The following is an 18,283-nucleotide window of genomic DNA, read 5'->3' on the forward strand; positions in this document are numbered from 1 at the left end:
TCAGCGCTCCGACGCTCGGTCCGATCGCGTACGCGCCCGCCGAATCGAAGCTATGGGCCGCCATCACCACCCGCCACTCCTGCTCGGCCGCCCGGGACCGGCCCGACTTCCCGCTTTCCGACCGGGAGCCGCGCGTCGGACACTCTGACACTCTGTGCAATGATTGTCAGCATGTCCGAAGACGAACGCATCGAGGCCATCCTGCTGGCGGCCTACGAGTGCTTCCGGGTCCACGGGATCCGGCGCACCACCATGGACGACATCGCCCGCCGGGCCGGGATGTCCAGACCCGCCGTCTACCAGTACGTGCGCAACAAGGAGGACGCCTTCCACCGGCTGGCCGACCGCCTGCTGAGCGCCGCGCTGGCCGACGTGCGCGTCGCGCTCGCCGCCGAGGGCCCGCTCGCCGAGCGGTTGATCACGGCGCTGGGCGCCAAGCTCGCGATGATCCTGCTGATCTACCGCGAGAGCCCGCATGCGGAGGAACTGATCGGCGAGAGCGCGCAGTTGACCGCCGACCTGCTGGCGGACTTCCTCGCGGAGCTGCGCGCCGAGCTGACCGCCGCGGTGCAGGCCGTACTGCCCGAGGACGAGGCCGCCGAGTTCGCCGAACTGCTGCTCGCCCTCACCCGCGGTCTCGAGATCCACTCCGCGGACCCCGAGGTGCCGATGCGGCGCCTGCGGCTCGGCGTGTCGCTGCTGGTCCGCGGCCTGCCGCAGCGCGACGACCACCACTGACAGGAGTTCGAGATGGCCACCCTGCTCTACCGCCTCGGGCACGGCGCCTACCGGCGCCGCAAGCTCGTCCTCGCGCTGTGGCTGGCCGTGCTGGCCGCACTGATAGCCTGCACGGCCGTGTTCGGCGGCAAGCTGGACGACCGCTTCACCGTCCCCGGCGCCGAGTCGCAGACCGCCCTGGACACCCTGGCCAGGACCTTCCCGCCCGCCGCCGGGAGCAGTGCGCAGCTGGTCTTCAGCGCGCCGGCCGGCCAGGACGTCACCGCAGGACCGTACGCGGCGGCGATCGCCCGCAGCCTGGCTGCCGCCGAGCACGCGCCGCAGGTGGCCGCGGTGATCACCCCGCAGCAGGCCGGCACGGTGTCGGCGGACCGCTCGACCGCGGTGGCGCAGGTGCAGTACCCCGTGCAGCGCTCGCAGGTGCAGCCGGCCTCGCTGACCGCCGTCGAGGCGGCGGCGCACACCGCCGACTCGTCCGGGTTGAAGGTCTCGGTGGGCGGCTCGGCCTACGGCAGCCGGGGCGTCGCAGTCGGCGCGACCGAGGTGATCGGCGTCGTCGTCGCGCTGCTCGTGCTGGTGGTGACGTTCGGCTCGCTGCTCGCCGCCGGGATGCCGCTGGTGTCCGCGCTGATCGGCGTGGGGATCGCGCTGGCCGGTCTGCTGGCGCTGACGCCACTGGTCCAGGTCTCCTCGACGGCGATCACCCTGGCGCTGATGCTGGGGCTGGCGGTCGGCATCGACTACGCGCTCTTCATCCTCTCCCGCCACCGCGGCCAGCTCGCCCAGGGCCTCGACCCGCAGGAGTCGGCCGCGCGCGCCAACGGGACCGCCGGCAGCGCCGTGGTGTTCGCGGGGTCCACGGTGATCATCGCGCTGGCGGCGCTGAGCGTGATCGGGATCCCGTTCCTGACGGTGATGGGGCTCGGCGCGGCCGGGGCGGTACTGATCGCGGTGCTGGTCGCCGTCACGCTGCTGCCCGCGCTCGCCGGGTTCGCCGGGACGCGGCTGGCCCCGCGCCCGGGCTCGCGAGCCGCGCGGCGCGCCGTCCCCCAGAGCGTGACCGAGGCCCCTGCCCGAGACACCCTGGGCGCCCGCTGGGCCAGGCTGGCCACCGCGCGTCCGCTGCTCACCGTGCTCGCTGTGACGGCCGTGCTGATCATCGCCGCGCTGCCGGTGGCCGGACTGCGGCTGGGCCTGCCCGACAACGGCTCGGCGGCCAGGAACTCCACCGAGCGCCAGGCCTACGACACCATCAGTGCGCGCTTCGGCGCCGGTTTCAACGGTCCGCTGCTCGTCCTGACCGACACCGCGAACCCCGCCGACGGCCGGCAGGCGGCACTCCAGGTAGCGCAGAGCCTGAAGGAGCTGCCGGGCGTGGCGGCGGTGGCGCCGCCGCAGGCCACCCGCGCACCCGGGCAGGCCGTGATCCAGCTGGTCCCGACCACCGGACCCGAGGACCAGCAGACCGCCGACCTGGCCCGCACCATCCGCGACCGCGCACCCGCCCTGCTGGCCGACACCGGCGCCAAGGTCGCCGTCACCGGTACCACCGCCGTGAACATCGACGTCTCCGACCGGCTGGCCGCCTCGCTGCTGCCGTTCGTGGCCATCGTCGTCGGGCTGAGCCTGCTGCTCCTGACGGTCGTCTTCCGCTCGCTGGTCGTCCCGGTCAAGGCCACTGCCGGGTTCCTGCTCTCGGTGGCCGCCTCGCTGGGCCTGGTCGTCGCGCTCTTCCAGTGGGGTTGGCTGGCCGACGCGCTCGGCGTGGCGCACACCGGACCGGTGGTCAGCTTCCTGCCGATCATCCTGATCGGGGTGCTGTTCGGCCTGGCGATGGACTACGAGGTCTTCCTGGTCTCCGGGATGCGCGAGCAGTGGATCCACACCGGCCGGGCGCAGGAGTCGATCATCACGGGCACCCGGCAGAACGCCCGGGTGGTGACGGCGGCCGCGCTGATCATGTTCACGGTCTTCGCCGGCTTCTTCCCCGCCGACGACGCGATCATCAAGCCGATCGCCTTCTCGCTGGCCGTCGGCATCCTGATCGACGCCTTCGCCGTGCGCCTGACCCTGGTTCCCGCGGTGCTGGCGCTGGTGGGACCGCGCGCCTGGTGGCTTCCGGCCCGACTGGAGCGGCTGCTTCCGGACCTCGACGTCGAGGGCGCCCACCTCCCCCCGGTCGGCGTCGCAGCAGGGGCGAAGGAGCCCGCCCTGGTGGACTGAGGACGGCGAACTGCCCCCGTACCGCCGCGCGTTGCGGCGATGCGGGGGCAGTGGCACGGTCAGAACGGCTTGGTGGGAAGGTACTTGCCGTCCAGGGTGATCACCGCGCGGTGGCCGCCGTCGGGGTCCTCGACCTTCTTGACGTCCAGCTTGAAGTTGATCGCGCTGATGATGCCGTCGCCGAACTGCTCGTGCACCAGGGCCTTCAGCGTGGTGCCGTAGACCTGGAGCATCTCGTAGAAGCGGTAGATGGTCGGGTCGGTGGGCACCGCGCCGGGGATGCTGCCGCGCACCGGGATCGACTGAAGCAGCAGCGCCGCGTCCTCGTCCAGGCCGAGCAGCTCGGTCACGGCCTTGGCCGCGTCGGCGGGCAGCGGGTGCTGGCCGAGCAGGGCGGCGGTGACGAAGGCGACCGACAGGCCTGTGGCGTCGGCCAGTTGCTGCCAGCTGAGGTCCTTGCGCATCTTCGCCTCGACGGCCTCGATGGCGAGCTGCTGACGGGCCTGCGGGTCTGCCTGGGAGTGCATGATGTGATTCCTTTCGAGGGGTGAAGCTGGGAAGGGGGTGCAGGAGTGCCGGGTGGTCATCCGACCAGTTCGGCGAACTGCCCGCTGGTGGCGTCGAGTTCGGCGACCGCGCCGGAGGCGATGTCGTAGACCCAGCCGTGCAGGGTCAGCTGCTCGCGGGCCAGCGCCCGGACCACCGAGGGGTGGGTGCGCAGATTCGCCAGCTGGCTCAGGACGTTGTCGCGGATCAGGGCCGCGACCGTCTCGGCGCCGGCCGGGTGGCTCCCGGCGTCCGTCCGGGCCTTGGAGGCCTCGGCGTGGCGCAGCCAGTCGGCGACGGCCGGCAGTTCGGTGAGATCGCTGCCCGCCGCGAGAGCGGTCATCGCGCCGCAACCGGAGTGGCCGCAGACGATCACGTCGGTGACGCCGAGCACGCCGACCGCGTACTCGATGCTGGCCGCGACACCGTCCGCGCCGGGGGCGTAGGGCGGGACGAGGTTGCCGGCGGTGCGGATGACGAACAGCTCCCCCGGCTCGCGCTGGGTGATCAGCTCCGGGACGACCCTGGCGTCCGAGCAGCTGATGAACAGCGCCGGGGGCCGGTGGGTGGTCGCGAGCTGCGCGAAGAGCGCTGCGCGGGCGGGGTAGACGTCCCGCTGGAAGCGGTTGACTCCTGCGGCGAGCTCCTTCATGGGGTGACTCCTTGTCCCGGCTCCTGGCCGATCGGGTCGATGGCTCAACCATGCATGAACTGGGCCTATAGCGTCCAAGTCGTGGAACGGATCGAACCCATCGATGCTGCCTATAGTGGAGGGCATGGAACTGCGCCATCTCCGGTATCTGCTCGCCGTCGCCGAGCACGGCAACTTCACCCGCGCCGCCGAGGCGCTGCACGTCTCGCAGCCCACGCTGTCGCAGCAGGTCAAGCAGCTGGAGCGGTCGCTGCACGTCCAGCTGCTCGACCGCTCGGGCCGTACCGTGCGGCTGACCGACGCCGGCGAGGGGTTCGCGCGGTACGCGCGGCGCGCGCTGCAGGACCTGGCGGCGGCCGAGCGCGCCGTACTGGACGTGCAGGACCTCTCCCAGGGCACCCTCCGACTGGCCATGACCCCGACCTTCACCGCCTACCTGATCGGACCACTGGTCGCGCAGTTCCACGAACAGTACCCCGGGATCACCCTGGAGATCAGTGAGTTGACGCAGGATCAGATCGATGCGGCACTGCTGGACGACCGGTTGGACCTGGGCATCGGCTTCGCCGGCTCGCAGCGGCCGGCCGTCGCGGGCACGCCGCTCTTCGTCGAGACGCTCGGCCTGGTCGTCGGCGCCGCCCACCCCTACGCGGGCCGCCGGGAGCCACTGCCGGTCGGCGACCTCGGCGACCAGCAACTCGCGCTGCTGAGCCGCGACTTCGCGACCCGGCTGCACATCGACGGCTACCTCGCCGCGCACCGGGTCCGGCCGCGGATCGCCGTCGAGGCGGACTCGATCAGCGCGCTCGTGGAGATCGTCAGCCGCAGCACGCTGGCCACCGTGCTGCCGGAGGCCATCGCCCGCGAGCAGCCGCGCCTGCACCCCGTCGCCGTCGAACCCGCGCCGCCCGCCCGGACGGTCGTGCTGCTGCACCGCGACGCCGCCTACCGCAGCGCCGCGGGCCGTGCGTTCACCGAACTGGCGACGGGCTGGGCGCAGTAGCCAGGTCAGCCGAAGGAGGCACGCACCGGTTCGTCGACCCGGCCGACGGACTCCTGCTGGAAGGAGCTGTCGTACTGCCGGCGGATCGCCTCGATGCTGGTGTCGGCGGCGGCGGCCGTCCCCCGCGGGTAGACGAGCACCACCTGGTACGAGCGCTCCCGCTCGATCACGCCGAACCGGTCGCGGTACTGGCCGCGCCCCTCCTGGACGGTCAACCCGTCCGGGAACTGCGGGGTGACCTGGTTGTCCAGGAAGGCCTGGAACTCCTGGTCGGTGACCGCCGGGCCGCCGCCGGGCCGGTCGGTGCCGAAGTACAACTCGGTGCGGGTGTAGGCGTCGCGCGGCGCGTCGGGCCGGTCGGCGGTGGCGGCGAAGGCGGGCACCAGCACAGCGCCGCAGGCCAGCAGGGAGCAGCCGGTCAGCAACCCGATCCGGGTCTTGTTGTCCATGTCCGGCTCAACTGTCGAAGCCGTCCCGAGGGCACGGGCCGCCGCCCAGCTCGACCGACAGGTGCGGGCTCAGCGCCCGGAGGAAGTCCGCCGCGTCGAACATCGCGCCGGCCGACGCCACGCCCGTGGTGCGGGTCTCCCCGGCCAGGATCCGCCGGACGGCCTCCACCGCCAGGGGCGCGGTGATCGCGTAGATGTCCTGGCCACGGGCAGTGGCACGTCGCTCGACGCCGCCCGCGCGGACCAGCACGTCCACCACGAACGTCTGGTCCGACCGGCCCAGGGCGTCGACGGGCTCCGGCGCCGGCGTGTCCTCGCTGGCCAGCTCCCGCGCGGCCTCGACGCTCATGTAGGTGCGGACTTCCGGCACGGCCAGGTGGCTGGGCACGGTGACGACGTCGGCCATGGTGAACTCCGCGACCACCCTGCGCCGGCCCAGCGGCTCCGGAAAGGACCAGTCCTGCTCCGACACCCCGTCGTCGTGGTACTGCAGCGCGCCGTCCGTGAACCGCACCCGCCGGCCCGCGCGGCGCTGCTGGGACACCTGGCCCGCCACCCGGGTGCCCGCGGTGGGCTGCCAGCCGCTCAACCCGTACGCGACGTGCGCCTCGTCCGCGGCGGTCGTTTCCCCCATCGCCGCGGTCACCAGCAGGTCGCCCAGCCCGCCGTAGAAGGCCATCGCGGGCACCACGGATGTGCCCGCCTCTCGGGCCGCCTCCGCGTGGTCGGCGAACATCGAGACGTTCGCCTCGATCTCCGCCGCGACGTCGACGTACGGGATCCCCGCGCGCAGGGCCGCCTCGACCACCGGGCCCGCCGTCACCGCGAACGGCCCGGCGCAGTTGACGACGGCCGCCGCGCCGGCCAGAGCCCGGTCCAGCGAAGCCGGGTCGTCCACGGTGGCCGGCCGCACCTGCACGTCTCCCCGTTCGGCGGCCAGCGCCGCCAGTTGAGCTGCGTCGCGGCCCGAGACGATGGTGGTGAAGCCGCGCCGTCGCAGTTCCGCGACGACGAATCGGCCGGTGTGCCCGGTCGCGCCGTAGACCACTACTGCAGCTGCTGTGCTCATGGTTCCCTGCTCTCCGTGTTGGTGGTGCCCAGTCTGGCCGCAGGCGGGACCCGAGCGCGATGGTCCGGAACGACGTCATCCGTACACTTTCGGACATGCCCACTGTCGCCCTGCTGACCGCCGGTCACCTGCTGCACTTCGAACTGGGGGTGGCCTACGAGATCTTCGGCAATCCGCCGCGCGAAGCCACGGCGGGCTGGTACGACGTCCTGCTCTGCGGGCCCGGGCCGGTGCAGGTCGGCCCGTTCGCGGTCGAGCCGGACCACGGGCTGGAGCGCCTGGTCGGCGCCGACACCGTGATCGTTCCGGCGTGCGCGGACATCGACGTTCCGCCGCCGGCGGAGGTGGTCGAAGCCGTGCGCGCGGCCCACGAGTCGGGGGCCCGGGTCGCCTCGCTCTGCACCGGCGCCTTCGTACTCGGCGCCGCGGGCCTGCTGGACGGTCGACGGGCCACCACCCACTGGGCGCATGCGGCGGAGCTGAGTGCACGCCATCCGCTGGCCGAGGTCGACCCGGACGTGCTCTACACGGACAACGGCAGCGTGCTCACCTCTGCCGGCAAGGCCGCCGCCGTGGATCTCTGCCTGCACCTGATCCACCTCGACCACGGCGCCGCCATCGCCAACTCCGTCGCCCGGCGCCTCGTCATGCCGTTGCACCGGCCCGGCGGTCAGGCCCAGTTCGTGGCCACACCGGTGCAGGCCAGGGGCGACCACGCGCTCTCCCAGCTACTCGCCTGGGCCCAGCAGCGGCTGGACCAGCCGCTGACGGTGACCGACCTGGCCCGGCGGGCGAACACCAGCCCGCGCCATCTCGGACGGCAGTTCCGGTCGGTGATCGGGCAGACGCCGCTCCAGTGGTTGCTGACCCAGCGCGTGCGCCGCGCCCAGGAGTTGCTGGAGACCACCGACGAGAGCGTCGAGGCGGTGGCCCACGCCACCGGCATGGGCACCGCCACCACGCTTCGGCGCCAGTTCAAACGGGTCGTCGGAGTCCCCCCGGACAGCTACCGCCGCTCTTTCCGCAGCTCGGAGCCGGCAACGAGCAGGCGGTAGCCTCGCGTTCGGCTACTGCGCGAGCGTCTTGCCGGTCTCCAGCAGGGACTTGAGGTCGCTGAGGATCCAACTCCAGCCACCGCCGCCGCCGGTGCCCGCGTCCTCGCCCGCGCCGCTGACCATCGCCGCCAACTTCGGCGCGCCGGTGAGCTCGTGGACGACGGTGAGCCGAGTGGCACCACCCGCCGGCGTGATGTCGTAGCTGAGGCGGGTGAAGCCCTCGGCGGCCGCCTCGGGGTCCATCAGCATGCGCCAGAGCAGGACGAGCCTGCGGGGCGGGTCGGCCTCGACGACCTCGCCGTCGATGATCGTGTCGGGGATCTCGAAGCCCTGCTCGGCGCCCGACGCCTTCATCGACTCGCTCGGCCGGGTCCGGAAGGTGGCACCCGGGCGCAGATCGTAGTCGGTGAGGCCGCCGTAGCCGTACCTGTCCGTCCACTCGGGTTCGGTGATCGCGGCCCAGACCTGCTCGGGGGTACGGAACTGCTTGATGTCGATGACGATTGAGTGAGTATTAGGTCGTTCTGCCTAGCGTACGATTTAGATCGTGAATCTGACGGAGTGGGCGAAAGCGCAGGGTGTGCACCCGCAGACCGCGTATCGCTGGTTCCGTGAGGGAACGTTGCCGGTACCGGCTGAGCGTGTCGGACCGCGCATGATCCTGGTGAATGTGGAGGCATACTCGTCACCAGCTGCAACGGGTGGCGTGGGTTTGTATGCCCGCGTGTCGTCTCATGATCAGAAGGATGATCTGGCGCGGCAGACCGCCCGGCTTTCCCAGTGGGCGGGCCTGGCCGGTCACCGGGTGGTGCGGATCGAGTCGGAGATCGGCTCGGGCATGAACGGTGGCCGGTCGAAGGCCAAGCGGCTGCTCGCCGATCCGGACGTGACCTCGATCGTGGTCGAGCACAAGGACCGTCTGGGTCGGTGAACGTCGAGCTGATCGAAGCCGCGTTGTCCGCGACGGGGCGTCGTCTGGTCGTGCTGGATGACGGCGAGGTGGAAGACGATCTGGTACGGGACATGGTCGAGATACTGACCTCGTTCTGCGCACGTCTGTACGGCCGCCGGTCGGCGAAGAACCGTGCCCGGAAGGCATTTGAAGCGGCTGCCGCCGGTGAGTGATCCCCGTAAGCCGCTGCGGCAGATCGCCCGTCCGTTCGTGGCGGACGGCCCGTCGGGAGTGTCGGTACGTGACCGTCTCAAGGGCCTGACACCGCAGGACGAGAAGGTGTTGCGTCTGGTCGGCGCGCACATGGGTTCGCTGGCATCGCGGGATCTCAAAACCCGGTGCTCGGACGGTCTGGATCACTCGACGGACACGTGGGCGGCGCGCAAGCGTGGACTGACGGCGGTGTCGTCGTCCCGCTGGGCCGGGTCGGTCGCCTCCGCGACACACGACCAGTGGGGCCTGTCCCGGCGTGCGCAGTTCGCACACCTGCAGAGTCTGGACGCCGGGATCAGGACCATCCGGCATCGACTGTCTCTGCCGGTCGGGGAGAAGGGATCGAAGAAGGCCCCCGGTGGTTACCGGTCCCGGCACGAGTGGTTCCACAAGTCCCGTCGGCTCAACATCCTGGAAGCCCGGCGCGCCCAGGTGGCCGCTGATCGTGAGACGGGCCGGGTGCGGGTGGTGCGCGGGGGCCGCAAGAGGGCCAACACCCGCCACAACCTGGACGCCGCGCACCTGACCCTGCACCAGTGGCGGCAACGATGGGAGGCCTCCCGATGGTTCCTGACCGCCGACGGGGAGTCCGGTAAGCGGTTCGGGAACGAGACGATCCGGGTCACCCCGGACGGTGAGGTGTCGATCAAGCTCCCCGCCCCGCTCGCTCAGTTCGCAAACGCCAGCAACGGTCGGTACGCGCTGGCCGCCCGCCTCTCCTTCCCCCACCGGGGGCAGGAGTGGGCCGACCGCGTCTGGGCGAACCGGGCTGTTGCGTACCGCATCCACCTCGACGTGGAACGCAACCGCTGGTACCTGGACGCGTCCTGGACCCGCAAAGACCTACCCGTCGTCCCGCTGGACGCGCTCCGCACCGATGGCGTGGTCGGCGTGGACATGAACGCCGACCACCTGGCTGCCTGGCACCTGGATCAGTACGGCAACCCCGTCGGCGAACCCCGCCGCATCGACTACGACCTCACCGGATCGGCCGGTCACCGAGACGCGCAGCTCCGCCACGCGATCACCCGCCTCCTCCACTGGGCCAGCAGCACGGGCGTGCAAGCGGTAGCAGTGGAAGACCTCGACTTCACCGACTCCAAGACCCGCGAGAAGCACGGCCGCAAGAAGCGCTTCCGGCAGCTGATCTCCGGCATCCCCACCGGGAAGCTCCAGGCCCGGCTGCTGTCGATGGCCGCCGAGCAGAACATCGTGGTGATCGCAGTCGATCCCGCGTACACCAGCATGTGGGGCGCACAGCACTGGCAGAAGCCCCTCACCACCAAGACCCGTGCCACCAGCCGCCACCAGGCGGCAGCCGTGGCTATTGGACGACGCGCCCTCGGACACCCGATCCGGCGACGGACGGCACCGCCCCGCCAGCACCAGAGTGATGCCGGCGGGCATCGGACCACCCAGGCCGGACCAGATGACCGAGGACGCGAGGAAACCCGTCGCCCCGTCACGGAGCGTGCACACGATGCACGCCGCCGGACAGGGATCACTCAAGGAACACGGGCGACCAGCGCACCCAAAACCGTTCGGGATGCGCGCAGCGATCAGGGCTGGGTCCAAGACTCACTCCTGCTCACTGAATAGGAACGGTCGCCTTGATGTAGACCCGGTAGACCTGCGTGGTCTCCGGGCTCTGCTTGCCGGTCATGGTTCCTTCTCCAGCTCTGCCTTGAGCGCTGCGAGCGCCGAGACGTGGCGCTCGGTGTACTTGTCGATCCACCGGTCGTGGATCAGCCGGATCGGCACCGGGTTGAGGAAGTGGAGCTTCTCCCGGCCGGACTTGCGCGGGACCACCAGGCCCGCGTCCTCGAGCACGCGCAGGTGCTTCATGACGCCGAAGCGCGTCATGTCCAGCTCGGACTCCAGCTCGGTGAGCGTGCGGCCGTCCCGTGCGAACAGCAGGTCGAGCAGGAAGCGACGGGTCGGGTCGGCCAGCGCCTTGAACACCCGGTCCTCGTCGTCAGTCATGACTCCAGAATAGGTGACCAAAAGGTCACATGTCCAGGGCTACTGGCGGCGGAGTGCGCCGCGGACGAAGGCGGCCTGGCCGGCGTGCTGGAGGTCGTCGGCCAGCACGCTCACCAGGCGCACGCCCAGCGTCACGTGCGGGGTCCAGCGCTCGTCCACCACGCGGTTGAGCGCAGCGCCGTTGAGCCCGCTCAGGAAGTCGAGGGTGGACGCGTGGACAGCGTCGTAGTAGCCGGTGAGCAGCTTCGGGGAGCCCACCCGGACGGCGGCGACCTCCGCCGGGCTGTGGCCGTACCCGGTCGCGTCGACGGGCAGCGGCAGCGCGAAGCGGTCGGCCCAACCCTGTGCCGTCCAGATCTGCTCGGTGCCCGCGACGTCGGCGATGTGGTCGTCCTGAATCCGGGCCAGGTGCCAGATCAGCCAGCCGATCGAGTTGGCCCCCTCATCCGGGCGCGCCGCCAGCTCCTCGGCGCTCAGACCGCGCACCGCGGCGTGCACGGCCTCCCGGACCCGGCCGAAGGCGTCGGTCAGCAGCTCTGCGCAGTTCATCGCGGGCTAGCTCCGGACCCGCTGGCGGCCGGCCCACCAGGGACTGACGATGCCGACCAGGGCCACCGCGCAGGCGATCTGCAGCAGGTGCCGGATCCAGTCGATTCCGGAGGTGTGGCGGACGCCGATCCAGCCCGCCACCGCGTTGCCGAGCAGGGCTCCCACGGCGCCCAGCACCGCGGTCAGCCAGAGCGGGATGGCCTGGTCGCCGCGGAGCAGTAGGCGGGCCAGTACGCCGAGAACGAGGCCGATGATGAGGATCCACACGATCTGGAACATGTCGCCTCCAGAACTACGTCGGCCGCACCGGCTCCCGCGTGCAGAGGCGCGAGCGGGTACGGAGGCGGGGCAGAGACACCTGCGCGGCCCTTCTCCCCCGCATCAGGCTAGACCGCCGACCCGGGTGGCGGCATCCGCTGCATGGGGGCCAGGCGTCGGCTCCGCCCGCAGGCCCGTCCGGCAGGCCTGCCGGTAGGCGCCGAGGGCCGGCGGCGCGAGGACCACCACCAGGGTGAGCGACCAGAGCAGCGCCCAGGAGGTGTCCGCGCGCAGCCGCTCGTCGTACGGGTGGCCGACCAGCAGGCCGCGGACCGCCTGCGCGACGTGCGAGACCGGGTTGGCGTACAGCCAGCCGCGCACCCACGGCGGCAGGTCGCGCCCGTTCAGACAGGCCGTGCTGGCGATCGTGAGCGGGAGCAGGACGGCCAGGCCGACCAGCTGCGCCGTCGTCGCCGAGCGCGCCAGCAACCCCACCAGGATGCTTCCCCAGGTCACCGCCGCCGAGAACAGCACGACCAGGGCCAGCCCGGCCAGCACCTCCGGCCGGCTGGTGCCGAACCGGAACCCCAGCACGAATCCGAGCCCCAGGCAGACCGCGGTGGACAGCAGCGTCGTCGCCAGGTCCGCGACCAGCAGGCCCACCAGCGGCGCGCCGCGGTGGGTGGGGAGCGCGCGGAGGCGGTCGTGGTAGCCGTTGCGCAGGTCGGCGTGCAGCCTGGTACCGGTCACCACGGTGGCGGTCAGCGCGGACTGCACCAGCACGCCGGGCAGCGCGAAGGCCAGCGCCGCCCGGTGGTCGCCGCCGACCGCCGGGCCGCCCGGGAGGTAGACGAACAGGCCCAGCATGACGGCCGGTTGGGCGAGGTAGCCGGCCAACTGCCCGGGATGGTTGCGCAGCGGGAGCAGGTGGCGCCAGGCGAGCAGCCGCCACTGCGCCAGCAGGCCGGCGAGGGTGGTACGCGCAGTCGTCAGCGGGGCCATCAGCAACGGCCTTCCGGGCGGCGGGTGGTGGCGCAGGCGCGGGGTTTCCCGGTGAGGGCGAGCAGGACCTCGTCCGGACGGGACCGGCGCAGCGCGAACTCGGTCGGCGGGACGCCGGCCCGGCCGAGGTCGCGGAGCACCACGGGGGGCAGCGCCGGGTCGCTGATCGGGAAGCTGAGCCGCCCGCCCGCCGTACGTTCGGGCAGCTCACCGAGGGTGCGGGTGGCGATCACCGCCGTCCGGTCCAGGTCCGCCGGCCGGGCGGGCCGGACCTCCAGGCGCAGCGCGCCGCCGGCGGTCCGGAGCTGCTCCGGGGTGCCGAGGGCGGCGAGCGTTCCGCGGGCCAGGACCGCGACCTCGTCGGCCAGCCGGTCGGCCTCCTGCAGGCGCCGCGTGGTGAACAGGACGGCGGCGCCGCCCGCGGCGACCTCGCGGACGACGTCGCCCAGTTGCTCGCGGGCGTCGGCGTCGAGATCGGCGGCCGGCTCGTCGAGGAGCAGCACGCGCGGGCGCCCGACCAGGCCGAGGGCCAGGTCCAGCCGACTGCGCAGCCCGGGTGGCCAGTGCGTGGGGCGGCGGTCCGCGACGGCGCCGAGCTCCAGCCGGGCCAGCAGCTCGCGCGCCCGCACGGCCGCAGCGAACCGGTCGAGTCCGGTCAACCTGCCGACCAGGTAGAGATTTTGACGAACCGTCAGGTTGTCGTCGAGCCGGGAGCGCCCGCCAGCCAGGCCGATCAGCCGGCGCACCCGCACGGCCTCGCGGACCGTGTCCAGCCCGCAGATCGCGGCGGAGCCCGCGTCAGGAGCGGCCAACGTGGCGAGGATCCGCAGCAGCGCGGTCTTGCCCGCACCGCTGCCGCCGACCACCGCCAGCACGTTCCCGGGCCGCACGGACAGGCTGACGCCGTCCAGCACGCTGCGCGCGCCGCGGCGCACGCCGAGTCCGGCGGTCTCGACGGCGTCGGCGCCGTGCACCGCCGGCGGCTGCGGCGGCGTCAGGAGGGTCAGGGGCATGGTCCCAGCCTCGCTCCGCGCGCGGCCCGTCCGGTAGGGCAGCGTGCACCGGTTCGCCCGCACGGTGTCGCCGTCCGACCGTGCATTCTGCATACCGGGCCGACCGGAGCGGCCGAGCCGTTCCGTAGGCTTGCCCCCCATGATCCGTGTGCTGATCGCCGAAGACATGCGCCTCCTGCGGGAGACCCTGGTGAGCCTGCTGTCCCTGGAGGACGACATCGAGGTGGTCGCCGAACTGGAGGACGGCTCGGCGATCCTGCCGGCGGTGGACCGGCTCCGACCGGACGTCGCGCTGCTGGACATCGAGCTGCCCGAGCTGGACGGCATCAGCGCGGCGGCGGAGGTTCACCGGCTCTTCCCGGACTGCCGGGTGGTCATCCTGACCGGCCTCTCCTCCCCCGCCCAGCTGCGGCGCGGCCTGGACGCCCGGGTCGCCGGCTTCCTGGTGAAGAACGCCGGTTCCCAGGAGGTGGTTTCGGCGATCCGCCGGGTCGCAGCCGGCGAGCGGGTGGTGGACCCGCAGCTCGCGCTGGCCGCGCTGGAACGCCCGGCGAACCCGCTGACCTCGCGCGAGGTCGAGGTGCTGCGGCTGATCGCCCGCGGCGACGACCCGAAGGACGTCGCCGCCGCGCTCTTCATCTCCTACGGGACGGTGCGCAACTACCTGGCGTCGATCAGCACCAAGGTGGACGCGCGCAACCGGCTGGACGCGGTACGGATCGCCACCGAGCGGGAGTGGATCTGAGCCGCTTCGCCCACGTCAGGCCACTGTGTCGCCCGTGATCCCGCCCGCAGCCTCGGCGTGTGCCGCGAGCGGGACGTCCGCGACGAGCCGGAACTGCCCGCGCCCGGTGGTCACCGCCAGCTCGCCGCCCAGGCGTTCCAGGCGCTGGCGCAGGTTGCCCAGGCCGCTGCCGCCGTGCGGGTCGGTCGCTGGGGTGACTGGGAGTGAGGCGCCGTCGTTCTGGACGGTCAGCCGGACCACCCCGTCCAGCTCGGTGATCTCGACCGAGCAGCGCCGGGCCGCGCTGTGCCGCAGGATGTTGTTCACGGCCTCCCGAAGCACGGTGGCCAGCGCGGTGTCCAGCTCGGCGGGCGGCTCGACCAGGTCGTTGACCAGGTAGTTCTCCACACCGGCCGCGTCCAGGGTGCAGCGCACCGAGCGGATCTCCTCGGCCAGCGACAGGTCGCGGTAGCCGCTGCTGACCGCCTCGACATCGGTCAGCGCCTGATCGATCAGCTCCAGGCAGGCGGCCGCCTCGCCGACCGCCCGCTGCGGCCGACGGGTGATCAGTTTCGCCGCGAGCTCGCTCTTCAGGCCGATCGTGGAGAGCGTGTAGCCGAGCAGGTCGTGCAGGTCCCGGGCGAAGCGCAGCCGCTCCGCGCCGACCTGGGCGCGCACCACCTCCCCCTCGGCCCGGCGGACGGCCGCCACCAGCTGCGCCATCCGGACCACCGCGAAGACGATCGCGGCCCGTTCGGCCATCCACACCACGTTGTAGACAATGTTCCACGCGCCCCAGCCCCAGACCCCGAACGGCGCCTCCTGGACCAGCAGCAGAACCGTCACCACCCAGCGCAGCGGCCCGCGCAGGGCCACCAGCACCAGGCCGGCCAGGTACATCCGTACGCACCACTGGGCCGGCCCGAACAGCGGGATCGCGGCGTAGCCGGCGACCACCAGCGCGCCCAGGGCCAGCCGGTACCCGACGGTCGACCGGTGCTCGGCGGTGCGGGCGCAGAACCAGAGGTAGCCGGCCGTGAACGCGGCCAGCAGCAGCACGAATCCGCCCAGCGCGGGCGTCGAGCCGCCGATTCTGAGTTCCTCGCGCAGCGGCAGCGGCACGATCATCAGCACCAGCGTCAGCGCGCCGAGCAGGGCCACCTCGGGGTCGCGGACATCCGCGATCCGCGCGACGGCGAGCGGATCGCGCCGGGCCGCGGAGACCGCGCGCATGTCGTCGTTGGCACGCCCGGCGAGCTGCTGGACCTCGGCGAGCAGCGGCACGGCCTCGGCATCCCCGGGGTCCCGCGTCAGCCGCGCCACGGCGCTCTCACAGGCACCGCGCATGGTGCTGAGCACCCGCGCCACCCGCTCGTCCAGGTCCCGGTCGAAGCGGACGCGCTCGGCGGCCACCGCCAGCCGGGCCAACTGCTCGCGGGCTCCGGCCAGCCGCGCGACCAGGTCGGCCAGGCGCCCCAGCACGTACACGGTGATGCCGACCAGCAGCGTCTGGCCGACCACCAGGTAGAGGCCCTCCTCGGTGGTCCGGCGGATGTCCAGCGCCGGCGGCACATCGGCCAGCACCACCAGCGCGAAGAGCAGCCAGGCGACCGAGCGGCGGCGGACCAGCAGCAGCACCGCGCCCGCGAGGAAGCCCGGGTTGCCGTACCAGGTCGTCTCGAACCAGCCCATCGGCAGCCAGGTCAGCACCGCCTGCGCGGCCAGCGTCAGCCACCAGGCGCGCGGGCGGCGGCCGTCGACCCGGCGTACGCAGTTGTAGAGGTGCAGCAGCAGGATGGCCACCAGCAGCAGCACGCCGAGGCCCTGGTGACGGACGGTCGGCGTGCCGGTGAGCAGGCCGTCGAAGCCGCCGAAGAAGAACCCGCCGGTGACCACCGCCACCACGCCCCGGGCCACCCGGGGAGCGATCACCTCCGGCGTTCCCGATATCGCCGTCGCCGCCGTGTTCATGAGCCCTCCCCGTGCCGCTGCCTGCCCGTTCGCCGCCCTGCGATCGAACGCGCGCAAGTGTACGAGTGGGCGGCGCGGCGGCCGCGACCGGCTCGCATCCGCTGGGTTGCCCGGTCGTTGATCGGGACATGGATGCGTTTGACGAGCTCTGGAACCGGGCCACCACCCCACGCGACGCGGCCCCTGCCGACCCCGCGCAGCCGCTGCCGACCGCTCCTCCGCCCGGCCGGCCGGACCGCTCGGGCACGCCGGAGTGGATCACGGCGGCGGCCGCGGCGGCGGAAGCAGCAGAGCGACGCCGGCGCCGGCTCCTGTGGGGCGTGCCCGCCGTCCTGGGCCTGGCGGCGCTCGCGGCGACCCTGACGACCTGCGGCCCGGGCGGGACCGGTGCACGGACGGCGACGCTGGTCCGGGCGGACGCCTCGGCCCTGCCCGCGCCTGCGCTCGCGGCCTCGGCGTGGGCGGTGGTGCCGTGGGCCTCGGGTGCGGGGAGGGATCCGCTGCTGCCGGTGCTGCCGCCGCCGTCCGCGCCTGCTGCCGCCGCGACGCCTCCTGCCGCGGCTGCGGCGCCCGCTGCCCCTGCTCCGGCGTCGGCGTCGGCTGCGCCGGAGACCTCCGCCTCCAGCTCCAGCTCCAGCGACGTCACCGCCGATGACGACGGCGGCACCGACGACCCCCCGTCGCCGTCCAGGTCCGCGCACCCGGTCTCCCCGCGCCACCACCCGTCCGCAGCCGCACCACCCGCCGGCGGCCAGTCCGCCTCCACGGGCGAGGCCCCCGCACCCGCAGCGGGCGCGGCAGGCGAGGGGCTCTGCGCGACGGCCGAGCAGTACGGCCAGTGGTCGGCGGGTTCGGCGCAGGAGCAGCTGTGTCGCGAGGTCTACGGACGCTGAGCTGCGCTTAGCTCACACGTTCCCATGATCGGAATCACGTTCGAATGCAGACTCGCGCGCCTTATCGATAAAGCATCTCATCGCATTCTCAGCAGCAACTCTGACACCTGTGGCCCCACCATTCCCACACGAGAGATCACAGTTCATCAGACATGATAAAAACCCTGCGTACTAGTTGTTTTAAAGCCGCTATTCACGTCAGCATATGACTTCTGTCGCAGGTCATCCCAAACTCCCCGAAAGGAAGACTCCCGTGGCATCCCAGCAGTCCGCTCCGCCAGCCGCCGCCACCGCCGAGATTGCCGACCCCGCACCACTGGGCCTGGCCGGCTTCGCCATGACGACCTTCGTGCTCAGCTGCTTCAACGCCAACCTGCTGGACGCGAAGCTGGGCGCCGTGGTGCTGCCGCTTGCCCTCGCCTACGGCGGCCTCGCGCAGCTGCTGGCCGGAATGTGGGAGTTCCGCAAGGGCAACACCTTCGGCGCCACCGCATTCAGCTCCTTCGGCGCGTTCTGGCTCGCCTACTACTTCCTGGTCAAGGACGCGTTGCCCGCCCTCGGCACCAACCCGGACACCCACAAGGCGGTCGGCCTCTTCCTGCTCGCCTGGGCCATCTTCACCGCTTACATGACAGTGGCCGCACTGCGGATCAGCGGGGCCGTGTTCGCCGTCTTCGTCTCACTGACCATCACCTTCGTCGTCCTCTCGATCGGCGCCTTCGGCCCGAACGACTCGGCCACCAAGATCGGCGGCTGGCTGGGCCTGATAACCGCAGCGCTGGCCTGGTACACCTCCTTCGCCGGGGTCACCGCCTACACCTTCAAGCGCTCGATCGTGCCCACCTGGCCCGCTCGCTAGCGGATCGACGTCGGGCCGGGGGCGCCGCCGCGGCCCCCGCCCGCCGGGCCGTCCCGCGGTTACCGCGGGGGGTAGGGCGGGGCGGGCAACGGGCGGGGCGCGGCGCCGGGGTGAGGGGTACGGGGGGGGCA

19 protein-coding genes and 1 pseudogene are annotated in these 18,283 nt (G+C 72.4%); 9 read left to right on the top strand and 11 right to left on the bottom strand.

The window, feature by feature from the left end; all coding sequences use genetic code 11:
• Positions 1 to 171: 171 nt before the first annotated feature.
• Both P3T37_RS25615 and P3T37_RS25620 read left to right on the top strand, forming a co-directional pair.
• The gene (locus P3T37_RS25615) at positions 172 to 738 is read left to right on the top strand and encodes a helix-turn-helix domain-containing protein (RefSeq protein WP_280726206.1); all 567 of its coding nucleotides are present in this window, start codon (positions 172 to 174) and stop codon (positions 736 to 738) included.
• A 12-nt stretch (positions 739 to 750) separates the two neighbouring features.
• Positions 751 to 2,961 carry an MMPL family transporter gene (locus P3T37_RS25620; protein ID WP_280726207.1) on the top strand — a complete coding sequence of 737 codons (2,211 nt, stop codon included), beginning with the start codon at positions 751 to 753 and terminating at the stop codon, positions 2,959 to 2,961.
• A 59-nt stretch (positions 2,962 to 3,020) separates the two neighbouring features.
• On the opposite strand, the gene cynS is transcribed toward P3T37_RS25620, so the two are convergent.
• Together cynS and P3T37_RS25630 are read right to left on the bottom strand one after the other, a co-directional pair.
• The gene (cynS, locus tag P3T37_RS25625; RefSeq protein WP_280726231.1) at positions 3,021 to 3,491 is read right to left on the bottom strand and encodes a cyanase; all 471 of its coding nucleotides are present in this window, start codon (positions 3,489 to 3,491) and stop codon (positions 3,021 to 3,023) included.
• A gap of 53 nt (positions 3,492 to 3,544) precedes the next feature.
• A complete protein-coding gene (locus tag P3T37_RS25630; protein WP_280726208.1) occupies positions 3,545 to 4,159 on the bottom strand; it encodes a carbonic anhydrase in 615 nt (204 codons plus the stop codon).
• Between the two features lie 124 nt (positions 4,160 to 4,283).
• Between P3T37_RS25630 and cynR the strand changes: the two genes are divergently transcribed.
• Positions 4,284 to 5,162, top strand: a complete 879-nt coding sequence (cynR, locus tag P3T37_RS25635; RefSeq protein ID WP_280726209.1) for a transcriptional regulator CynR — start codon at positions 4,284 to 4,286, stop codon at positions 5,160 to 5,162.
• A gap of 5 nt (positions 5,163 to 5,167) precedes the next feature.
• Here the strand turns inward: cynR and P3T37_RS25640 are convergent, their stop codons facing one another.
• Positions 5,168 to 5,611: a DUF3574 domain-containing protein gene (locus P3T37_RS25640; RefSeq protein ID WP_280726210.1), complete on the bottom strand. Its 444-nt coding sequence runs from the start codon at positions 5,609 to 5,611 to the stop codon at positions 5,168 to 5,170.
• A gap of 7 nt (positions 5,612 to 5,618) precedes the next feature.
• Positions 5,619 to 6,680 carry a saccharopine dehydrogenase NADP-binding domain-containing protein gene (locus tag P3T37_RS25645; protein ID WP_280726211.1) on the bottom strand — a complete coding sequence of 354 codons (1,062 nt, stop codon included), beginning with the start codon at positions 6,678 to 6,680 and terminating at the stop codon, positions 5,619 to 5,621.
• Positions 6,681 to 6,775: 95 nt separating this feature from the next.
• On the opposite strand from P3T37_RS25645, the gene P3T37_RS25650 reads away from it, so the two are divergent.
• The gene (locus tag P3T37_RS25650) at positions 6,776 to 7,735 is read left to right on the top strand and encodes a helix-turn-helix domain-containing protein (RefSeq protein WP_280726212.1); all 960 of its coding nucleotides are present in this window, start codon (positions 6,776 to 6,778) and stop codon (positions 7,733 to 7,735) included.
• A 12-nt stretch (positions 7,736 to 7,747) separates the two neighbouring features.
• Here P3T37_RS25650 and P3T37_RS25655 read toward each other — a convergent pair whose 3' ends face one another.
• Positions 7,748 to 8,239, bottom strand: a complete 492-nt coding sequence (locus tag P3T37_RS25655; protein WP_348533281.1) for an SRPBCC domain-containing protein — start codon at positions 8,237 to 8,239, stop codon at positions 7,748 to 7,750.
• A 43-nt stretch (positions 8,240 to 8,282) separates the two neighbouring features.
• Between P3T37_RS25655 and P3T37_RS25660 the strand changes: the two are divergent.
• Together P3T37_RS25660 and P3T37_RS25665 are read left to right on the top strand one after the other, a co-directional pair.
• A pseudogene (locus tag P3T37_RS25660) lies at positions 8,283 to 8,860 on the top strand (IS607 family transposase).
• Positions 8,835 to 10,499 (top strand): transposase, encoded by a 1,665-nt coding sequence (locus P3T37_RS25665; RefSeq protein ID WP_280726213.1) that lies wholly within the window; start codon positions 8,835 to 8,837, stop codon positions 10,497 to 10,499. The pseudogene P3T37_RS25660 and the gene P3T37_RS25665 overlap by 26 nt, the downstream one beginning before the upstream one ends.
• Before the next feature lie 60 nt (positions 10,500 to 10,559).
• Here the strand turns inward: P3T37_RS25665 and P3T37_RS25670 are convergent, their stop codons facing one another.
• The 5 genes from P3T37_RS25670 to P3T37_RS25690 form a co-directional block, all read right to left on the bottom strand.
• Positions 10,560 to 10,883, bottom strand: a complete 324-nt coding sequence (locus tag P3T37_RS25670) for a metalloregulator ArsR/SmtB family transcription factor (protein ID WP_280726214.1) — start codon at positions 10,881 to 10,883, stop codon at positions 10,560 to 10,562.
• Between the two features lie 39 nt (positions 10,884 to 10,922).
• Entirely contained in the window at positions 10,923 to 11,432 is a 510-nt protein-coding gene (locus tag P3T37_RS25675; RefSeq protein WP_280726215.1) for a DUF664 domain-containing protein, read from the bottom strand.
• Between the two features lie 6 nt (positions 11,433 to 11,438).
• On the bottom strand, positions 11,439 to 11,711 hold the full coding sequence (locus tag P3T37_RS25680; RefSeq protein WP_280726216.1) for a GlsB/YeaQ/YmgE family stress response membrane protein: 273 nt from the start codon (positions 11,709 to 11,711) through the stop codon (positions 11,439 to 11,441).
• 102 nt (positions 11,712 to 11,813) lie between these two features.
• On the bottom strand, positions 11,814 to 12,692 hold the full coding sequence (locus tag P3T37_RS25685) for an ABC transporter permease (protein ID WP_280726217.1): 879 nt from the start codon (positions 12,690 to 12,692) through the stop codon (positions 11,814 to 11,816).
• Entirely contained in the window at positions 12,692 to 13,705 is a 1,014-nt protein-coding gene (locus tag P3T37_RS25690) for an ABC transporter ATP-binding protein (RefSeq protein WP_280726218.1), read from the bottom strand. Before P3T37_RS25690 ends, P3T37_RS25685 begins: the two co-directional genes overlap by 1 nt.
• A gap of 139 nt (positions 13,706 to 13,844) precedes the next feature.
• Between P3T37_RS25690 and P3T37_RS25695 the strand changes: the two genes are divergently transcribed.
• Complete coding sequence (locus P3T37_RS25695) at positions 13,845 to 14,450, top strand: response regulator transcription factor (RefSeq protein WP_280726219.1); 606 nt, start codon at positions 13,845 to 13,847, stop codon at positions 14,448 to 14,450.
• A gap of 15 nt (positions 14,451 to 14,465) precedes the next feature.
• Here P3T37_RS25695 and P3T37_RS25700 read toward each other — a convergent pair whose 3' ends face one another.
• The gene (locus P3T37_RS25700; RefSeq protein ID WP_280726220.1) at positions 14,466 to 16,400 is read right to left on the bottom strand and encodes a histidine kinase; all 1,935 of its coding nucleotides are present in this window, start codon (positions 16,398 to 16,400) and stop codon (positions 14,466 to 14,468) included.
• A gap of 128 nt (positions 16,401 to 16,528) precedes the next feature.
• Here P3T37_RS25700 and P3T37_RS25705 point away from each other — a divergent pair, with 128 nt between their 5' ends.
• Together P3T37_RS25705 and P3T37_RS25710 are read left to right on the top strand one after the other, a co-directional pair.
• Positions 16,529 to 17,293 (top strand): hypothetical protein, encoded by a 765-nt coding sequence (locus P3T37_RS25705; RefSeq protein ID WP_280726221.1) that lies wholly within the window; start codon positions 16,529 to 16,531, stop codon positions 17,291 to 17,293.
• 253 nt (positions 17,294 to 17,546) lie between these two features.
• Entirely contained in the window at positions 17,547 to 18,152 is a 606-nt protein-coding gene (locus tag P3T37_RS25710) for an acetate uptake transporter (RefSeq protein WP_280726222.1), read from the top strand.
• Positions 18,153 to 18,283: the final 131 nt, after the last annotated feature.

It is taken from the genome of Kitasatospora sp. MAA4 (assembly GCF_029893355.1).
In the GTDB taxonomy this organism is placed as follows: Bacteria; Actinomycetota; Actinomycetes; order Streptomycetales; family Streptomycetaceae; genus Kitasatospora.